4 protein-coding genes and 1 tRNA gene are annotated in these 7389 nt (G+C 60.8%); 1 reads left to right on the top strand and 4 read right to left on the bottom strand.

Annotated features, from left to right (window positions below):
• Positions 1 to 114 precede the first annotated feature (114 nt).
• The 4 genes from AC1D08_RS31030 to AC1D08_RS31045 form a co-directional block, all read right to left on the bottom strand.
• Positions 115 to 1920 (bottom strand): IlvD/Edd family dehydratase, encoded by a 1806-nt coding sequence (locus AC1D08_RS31030; RefSeq protein ID WP_477424929.1) that lies wholly within the window; start codon positions 1918 to 1920, stop codon positions 115 to 117.
• Positions 1921 to 3265: 1345 nt separating this feature from the next.
• A tRNA-Leu gene (locus AC1D08_RS31035) sits at positions 3266 to 3350 on the bottom strand.
• Between the two features lie 338 nt (positions 3351 to 3688).
• A complete protein-coding gene (locus AC1D08_RS31040) occupies positions 3689 to 5926 on the bottom strand; it encodes a relaxase/mobilization nuclease domain-containing protein (protein ID WP_477424931.1) in 2238 nt (745 codons plus the stop codon).
• Positions 5923 to 6330 carry a hypothetical protein gene (locus AC1D08_RS31045; RefSeq protein WP_477424933.1) on the bottom strand — a complete coding sequence of 136 codons (408 nt, stop codon included), beginning with the start codon at positions 6328 to 6330 and terminating at the stop codon, positions 5923 to 5925. The genes AC1D08_RS31040 and AC1D08_RS31045 overlap by 4 nt, the downstream gene beginning before the upstream one ends.
• Before the next feature lie 474 nt (positions 6331 to 6804).
• On the opposite strand from AC1D08_RS31045, the gene AC1D08_RS31050 reads away from it, so the two are divergent.
• Positions 6805 to 7389, top strand: a 585-nt coding sequence (locus tag AC1D08_RS31050) for a nucleotide-binding protein (RefSeq protein ID WP_477424934.1), incomplete at its 3' end; no start/stop codon positions are given.

Here is a 7389-nt window from a genome sequence, read left to right on the forward strand (position 1 = left end):
AAGGAACGCCAAAGCTACATCCAGACACGGGGTGCAATAGCAACGACGCTCATGCCGGCTTGATCGAGATCAAGCCGGCGGTCTCGGCGTATACGCAAGGCACCGCAGCCCTGTTCAGTGATTATTCCTCGGGACACCGCTGGTGTGTGCCACATCCTGGTATTTTACTGCTGGCCTTAGCACCATGCCGTCTGCGAGCTGGTCAACCATGCCGCGCTGGATTTCCTGCCACGGCGTCTGGTGCTTGGGGGAGTGATAGCCGCCATTGTTCTGCAGCTTTGCGCGGCGGCGAGCAATCTCATCGTCGGTGACGAGCATGTCGGCAGTGCCATTGCGCAGATCGATGCGGACGCGGTCGCCGGCTTTGAGCAGCGCCAGCCCGCCGCCGATCGCCGCTTCCGGCGAGGCATTGAGGATCGAAGGCGTGCCCGACGTGCCTGACTGACGGCCATCGCCAACGCAAGGCAGCGAGTGGATGCCGCGTTTGATGAGGTAGGCCGGCGGCTGCATGTTGACCACTTCAGCCCCGCCGGGATAACCGACCGGCCCTGCTCCGCGCATGAACAGGATGGCGAACTCATCGATGTTCTCGGCCGGATCGTCGATGCGGGCGTGGTAATCTTCCGGCCCGTCGAAGACCACGGCCTTGCCTTCGAAGGCCTCAGGATCCTTCGGGTTCGACAAATAGCGGTCGCGGAACTCCTTGGAGATGACGCTGGTCTTCATGATGGCCGAATCGAACAAATTCCCCTTCAGGTTGATGAAGCCCGCTTCCTTGACCAACGGCTCGGCGACGGTGCGGATGACGTCGACGTTTTCGTTGACGGCGCCGCTGCAATTGTTGCCGATCGTTTTGCCGTTGACGGTCATGGCCTCGGGATAGGGCAGCAGCCCGGCCTTCATCAATTCGGCCACAACCGCCGGCACTCCGCCGGCATGGTGATAATCCTCGCCGAGATACTCGCCGGCCGGTTGCAAATTCAGCAGCAGCGGGATCTTGTGGCCGACCGCCTGCCAATCGTCATTGTCGAGCTTGATGCCAAGGTGGCGGGCGATAGCGTTGAGATGGATAGGCGCGTTGGTCGAGCCGCCAATGGCCGAATTGACGACGATGGCGTTCTCGAAAGCCTCTCTCGTCATGATGTCGGACGGCTTCATATCCTCATGCACCATCTCGACGATGCGTTTCCCCGTCTCATAGGAAATCTGGCCACGCTCGCGATACGGCGCCGGGATGGCAGCGCCGCCAGGGAGTTCCATGCCAATTGCTTCCGCCAGCGAATTCATCGTCGTGGCAGTGCCCATGGTGTTGCAATAGCCGGTGGACGGCGCCGAGGAGGCGACGATGTCCATGAATTCGTCATAGGCAATCTCGCCGGCGGCCAGGCGCTCGCGCGATTCCCAGACTATCGTGCCGGAGCCGGTGCGCTTGCCCTTGTGCCAGCCATTCAGCATGGGGCCGACCGACAGGGCGATGGCGGGAATGTTGACGGTGGCTGCCGCCATTAGCAAGGCCGGCGTTGTCTTGTCGCAGCCGATGGTGAGGACGACGCCGTCCAGCGGATAGCCGTATAGCACTTCTACCAGGCTGAGATAGGCAAGGTTGCGATCAAGCGCGGCGGTCGGGCGCTTGCCCGTCTCCTGGATCGGATGACAGGGGAATTCGAACGGGATGCCACCCGCCGACACAATGCCTTCGCGCACGCGCTTGGCCAGTTCGATATGGTGGCGGTTGCAAGGCGAGAGATCCGAGCCGGTCTGGGCAATACCGATCAGCGGCTTGCCGGACATCAGTTCGGCGCGCGTCAGACCGTAATTGAGGTAGCGCTCGAGATAGAGCGCCGTCATCCCCGGGTCGTCCGGATTGTCAAACCACTCCTGCGAGCGAAACTTTTTCTTGGCTGTCGCGGCGCCAGACATCAAGGCCTCCCTATTTGTAGGACAAATCGATATGGCAATGCTCGGGAGCAGGCAAGAGGGACGCGCGGTCCGAACCCGGAATTTGCTGGAAAGAGGCATGACTGAACGCGACCACATCGAGATTAAGGGACGCTGCAAGCACTGCGAACCGGGCCGGTCGCGTCGGCGTGACGCTTAGTGCGGCATGACGGCCAATGTGATTGGCCTCTATGCGACATCGCCCAACGCGGCCACCACGCCAGCGGCTCGCCTGCCAGAGGCGCTGGAAGCATTGGCCGCGAGCGAAGCGAATTATGGCGGATTGGAGTTGTCTGGCCGAATGGGGACGTCGCCGCCACCACGTAGCACCGACTACCGTTCCAGGTGACTCCGAGTTGTCGCATTCGCCATGGGCGACTGCCATTCATATTCGAGGTGGCCGTTCTGATCTTGAGCACCACACAGGGTGCCTTCCGCGACCCCCTGAATGACCTCAGTAATTGCAAATCGCAGAGCTGCAAGCGCAGCCACCCCGTGGTAAACGTCTCGTGTGTAGACAACCACTCGCACGGTTTCGTCCGCCACCCCAATGGGCTGCACGTCAATCACTGTCATCGCATGCGGTTCGTCTACAAGGCGCCTCCAAGCGTTCGGTTTTGTCATCGTTCCTCCTCTTGTAGCCGGGTGCTTTCCCTCGACCTTAACAACTGCAGCCTGAAGGTGGTTCGCTTGGCGCGGCACGGGTCTGTATCATACTGGATTGTGAGGTCGTAGTCGTGTTGGGACAGGTAATTTCTCTGGGGTGGAGGTCTGCTCACTAAATGAGCAGTCAGGCCGTTCCTACTGCTGGCCTGTATGCGAGAGAACTCAATCAGGTTGCGAACGGCTTCAAGTCCTTTGAGAGCCCAGAACGGAAAGACGTGCTCACGCGACCTCGTCCGCCCAGTGTAAGGGTCTCTGACGGGGTTGCGGCAATGGCGCGCGCGCTCAGACGTCGTATCTTCGCTGCCTTCCGCAGGGCCCCAATCCGGCCCCCGGTTCCCGTCAAGGTCGGCCGCCAGCCGCTCACGGTGCCCACCGCCAGCACGATAGTATGGGCTTCTTCTGCTTCCACCAGAGAAGCCAGAGAAGCCAGAAAGGCCAAAAATATCAACGATTGTAATTTGTTGGAATGGTGCGCCCGAAAGAGTTTCGAACTCCTGACCCCAAGATTCGTAGTTAGACGCTTTGAAGAATGTTGGCGCACCCTCCGCGATTGGACCGCAGGGCATTCGACTTCGGAGGGGCGCATGAGAAGTTATCGAGGCTTGGGTACCCCGAGTGGATTCAAACGTCCTGACTGTCGAATGCCATTGATTCTAAGAAGTGGTGCGGGTGGTCGGGCTCGAACCGACACTCCTTTCGGAACTGGATTTTGAATCCAGCGCGTCTACCAGTTTCACCACACCCGCAAAGCACTAACTCATTGATCTCTCGCCGCTCTTATACCTAGGCAAAAGCCGAAAGAGCGAGAATTGAGAAGCGGCATACTCCTAACTTATTGAAACACATCGATATTGCGCTACGTCCGGAAGGTAGACGCAACCTGATTTTGAGAGACAGATCCTTCGGCTCGCCGGAAACGGGACCAGCATCTGATCACCCGCGATGCGGCAGGTTAGCGGATTTCAATATCTTCCTCGCAATGAGATGCGTGGCTCTTGATCCTGAACCTCCGACGCACGAACGAGCCTCGGCGACATTTCCCTGCACTCTCCCGCGCCTTAAAGGGCCGGCAAGCGATCTTTGCTCAGCGCTCGTAATCGTTATCGTTTGAGCGCTGTGTCTTGCGGTCCTGCTCTTCCGACTGCCGTGCCTTCTGTTGATTGGCGTCCTTCTGCTTGGGTCTCATCTCTTGCTTGGTGCCTGTGCGCGGCTGCTCAGGCTCGCGGCGATCGTCCCGGGTTAGAAGGTCTCGCCCTCGCGCCTCGCGWTGGGCGATCGGCTCGCCACCGCCACCGCCACGACGCTGCTGCTGCCGCTCGAATTGCAGCCGCGCGAGACGGTCGTGCATCTTGTCGTTGACCTCTTCACGATACTGTTCGAACTGTCCTTGCTGCGCCGGTGGCAGCGTCTCCCGCATGTTGTCCAGAGCCTGATTGACGCGGGCCATCTGACGCCGCATTTCCAAGGGGGTTTGCGCCATGTTCAAATCTCCTATCAGTGCATTCAATTCTCTCATACCGGGATGGGACAGGAAAGACTTCTGCCCCGATTGATCAGCTCCGCGCCCCGCGGCAGGCCCTGGCTGCCCCTCCCCTGCCCGATCGCGACGGAACTGCAGAAAATTGTTGCCGATCGACTCCGCTGCCGTGAGAGCCTGACCGACTACACCCSCGGTCCGCATCGTCGTCACAGTCTTTTGCCATGCGACAGCGATTGCATCGCCGTTCACGACAAGCGATTGTCCATCCAAACGGCGTTGCCGCTTGGCCTCCACCCGCTCGATCGTCCGGGCGCTGACCTGGTAGCGCGGATCGCTCTGGGCACGGCTGTAGGCTCCGGCATGCTCCTTCGTGAATGGCCGCGTCATTGCATGGTCCATGCGCCGCGTCGCTACCATCGCAATGCCGTTCTCGCGTGCTTTCTCCGCAAAAGTCTCGCGCCAGGCGACCAGATCTGGCTTGTAGAATTTCAGGCGTTCGCCGTCGGCAGAGCGCGCCTGCACCATCGCGTGGATATGGACGTGCTTGGTGTCCTTGTGATGAGCCAGGACGAATTTGTATCCTGGCGCGCGCTCCTCGAGCACGGCGCGCGCCGCGGCCATGACGGCGTTGGCATCGGTGCCGGCTCTTGCCGAGAAAAGCAGGTGATAGGCATTGCGGCGTTCACGCCCCGAAAACTGCGGGCGCCATTGTTCATAGACCGAGGCCGCCACCTTGGCGGGGTTCCTCGCGCCCCGGATTGGCTCGCCGTTCGCAGTGCGGACGTCTTTGTTTGTACGGATGAACTTTTGCAAAAAGTATTTCGCTTTGGGTTCACGGCTGACGGCCGCCGTTACCTCTGCGTTAGCTACCACCCCCGCCGCGCTCATCGCCTCAGACAAGCGCGCCTCGATCTTGTCGAGCGCCTTGCTGCGCGAATTCTCCCGACCACCGGCCAGGACTCTGGCAAGCGGTCCGGCCCGCTCATCCGTGTGCGCGTAAGCCTCCACCGTCTGACCGTCCTGAGCATAGATGAACGGTTTTGCACCGAAGGCCTTGTTCAACGCTTCGCTCAAGGCGGCATCGGTGACCTCGCCGGCGAGCTCGAAACGAACCTCCAGAAAATTGGTGTTTTCCAGGGGCGGCTCGAACGTCTCGCAATGCGTTTCCAGGAACGCCTTTCGTGCGCCGCCTGTCGCCAGGACCTGCCCGTCCTCGTCAAAAATCTCGATGTCGTGTTTCTCGCCTTTTTCGTCCTCGCGCTTCCCGATGTAATTGAGAAGTCGGGCAGCGGCTTCCTTGGTCGACGGAGGATTGGGCATGACCTTGAACACGGCAGGCTGCGCGCCCGCCGCATACCCTGCCCGTGYCGCCACGGCCCGCGCCTGATAGCCCGTCCGCGCCGCTCGCCCTGTAGCGCTCGCGCCACCCGCACCACGGCCGCCGCCGCCGCGCCGCTTCCAGTCTTCCTCCTCTTCTTCCGGGCGGAAACCGGCGAGCGTGGCGCCATAGACCATGATCGGCGCGCTAGCGACCTTGGGCGAGCTCGCAGCAGCAGTGGACTTCGGTGCCCTCTTGGACATGGAGCTCCCCGCCAGTCCTGTCCCTCCCGCCAACGAACGAGAGGCGTTCCTGCCTCCACCTAGCGTCGAGCCGGCTTGTCCTTGCCCAAGGCGTCCGCCGCCACCGGTCCGCTTATAACTCTTCATCGCCTGGAATTCACCGGCCGCGCGTCCGGCGCCCGTCACGGACTTGTGGTCGTCCAGCTCCTCACGCTTCACGCCGGACTCGCCCCGCAGATAGCGTTCGATTTCGGCCGCGTAGCCAGCAAGACGAGCGCTCATGGCCTGGCTTCCCTCGCTTTGCGAGACCCGCCAGTCATCGCCTTCAGTTCCTCGCGGAACTGCCGCACGAGGTCGCCTACCGCCATCAAAGCCTGCTCAAGATCCTCATCACGGGCAACCCGCCCGTCGTTCATGGCGCGCATCGCCTGATTGAAGTTGATGCCGACGCGCCGCAGCTGATCGGTCATATCCACGATCGCCGGCCGCAACGCCTCTGACGCGATAGGCAGATACCCGGCCTCTGCCCGCACGAGACGCCGGACGACCTCGCTGACGGTCACGCCGTCCCGCTCCGCAATGGCTTTGAGGTTAGCCAGCTCGTCAGCCGAAAACCGGATGTGGGTCACCTCGCCGTAGCGCCGTGACGCGTTCTTTACCGCTGCTTTCTGGACGTCTGCATCCATCTCTCAAGCCCGGTTGCGGGCGCTAAGGCCCACCAGGGCCGCGCCGCCTATTTTGTGTGTATCACAAAATAGGCTATCCTGCCAATAAGAAGTGATGAGGAGAAAGGAAAATTATGGGCGCGCCTTGCAGCAGCGCGGGCGAAATGTTCCCATCGTGATTTGATGCGATGTGTCTATGATGCGTTGGCGACTTGTATCCATGTTAACATGGGTACATCGGGCCCTGTCCGCAGCCGGCAAAGCTTAGTCGGAAATGCGCAGTCGATGGGCCACCGGACCTTCTTTTCTGACGAAAGCAGCTGCGCAAAAACTGCATCTTAGCGAGCCCTTATCTGTGCGCGCCTGGGTTGCCAAACCAGGCTTCCCCGTCGACTATGTCATGATGTTTCGACCGTGATTTTGCTTCATGTGTCCATGATGACTTGTCTCCATGTTAACATGGAGACAAGGAGACAACGCCGGAAGGAGGCCCCCATGATCATCTCGGCTGCGATCCCCAAGGGCGGCACTGGCAAATCGACGATGCTGCGTGCCCTCGCATCCGTCGCGCTGCATAGGGGCTATTCGGTCACTCTTATCGACGGCGACCGGCGGCAGAATATGAACCGCTGGTTCCAGATGCTGGGCGAAGCTGGCAATCGTCCTGACAGGCTCCAGCTGGTAAGCGCGATGACCCCGCAGGAAATCCTCGACGCCGCAGCCACTCACAACGGTGAGCGCTCCGTCGTCTTGATCGATACGGAAGGCACCACGAATGACAACCTCATGGCCGGACTCTTCGCGGCCGATATTGTCGTCGTGCCGGTCTATTTTGCCCTCGACGATGTGACCGCCGCCATCCAGATCACCGACCACTACATTCCGCTGGCGGTCGAGAGCCGGGGTAGACCGCTGCCTGCGATATTCGTGCTGACCAAGCAGACCATCATCGATGGCAGGGCGCGAGCCCTGACGGAACTGCGCGCCATCATCCAGGCCAACGGCACGCCGATTGCAGAACACGTCCTGCACAACCGCGTTGCCTATCGCGACCTCCAGACCGGGCAGACCCTTTACAGC

The sequence above is a fragment of the Mesorhizobium sp. P2_E6 genome, from assembly GCF_056403835.1.

Coding starts and splice junctions, on each gene's coding strand:
- AC1D08_RS31045 (WP_477424933.1), bottom strand. CDS start 6,330: ATGGATGCAGACGTCCAGAAAGCAGCGGTAAAGAACGCGTCACGGCGC.
- AC1D08_RS31030 (WP_477424929.1), bottom strand. CDS start 1,920: ATGTCTGGCGCCGCGACAGCCAAGAAAAAGTTTCGCTCGCAGGAGTGG.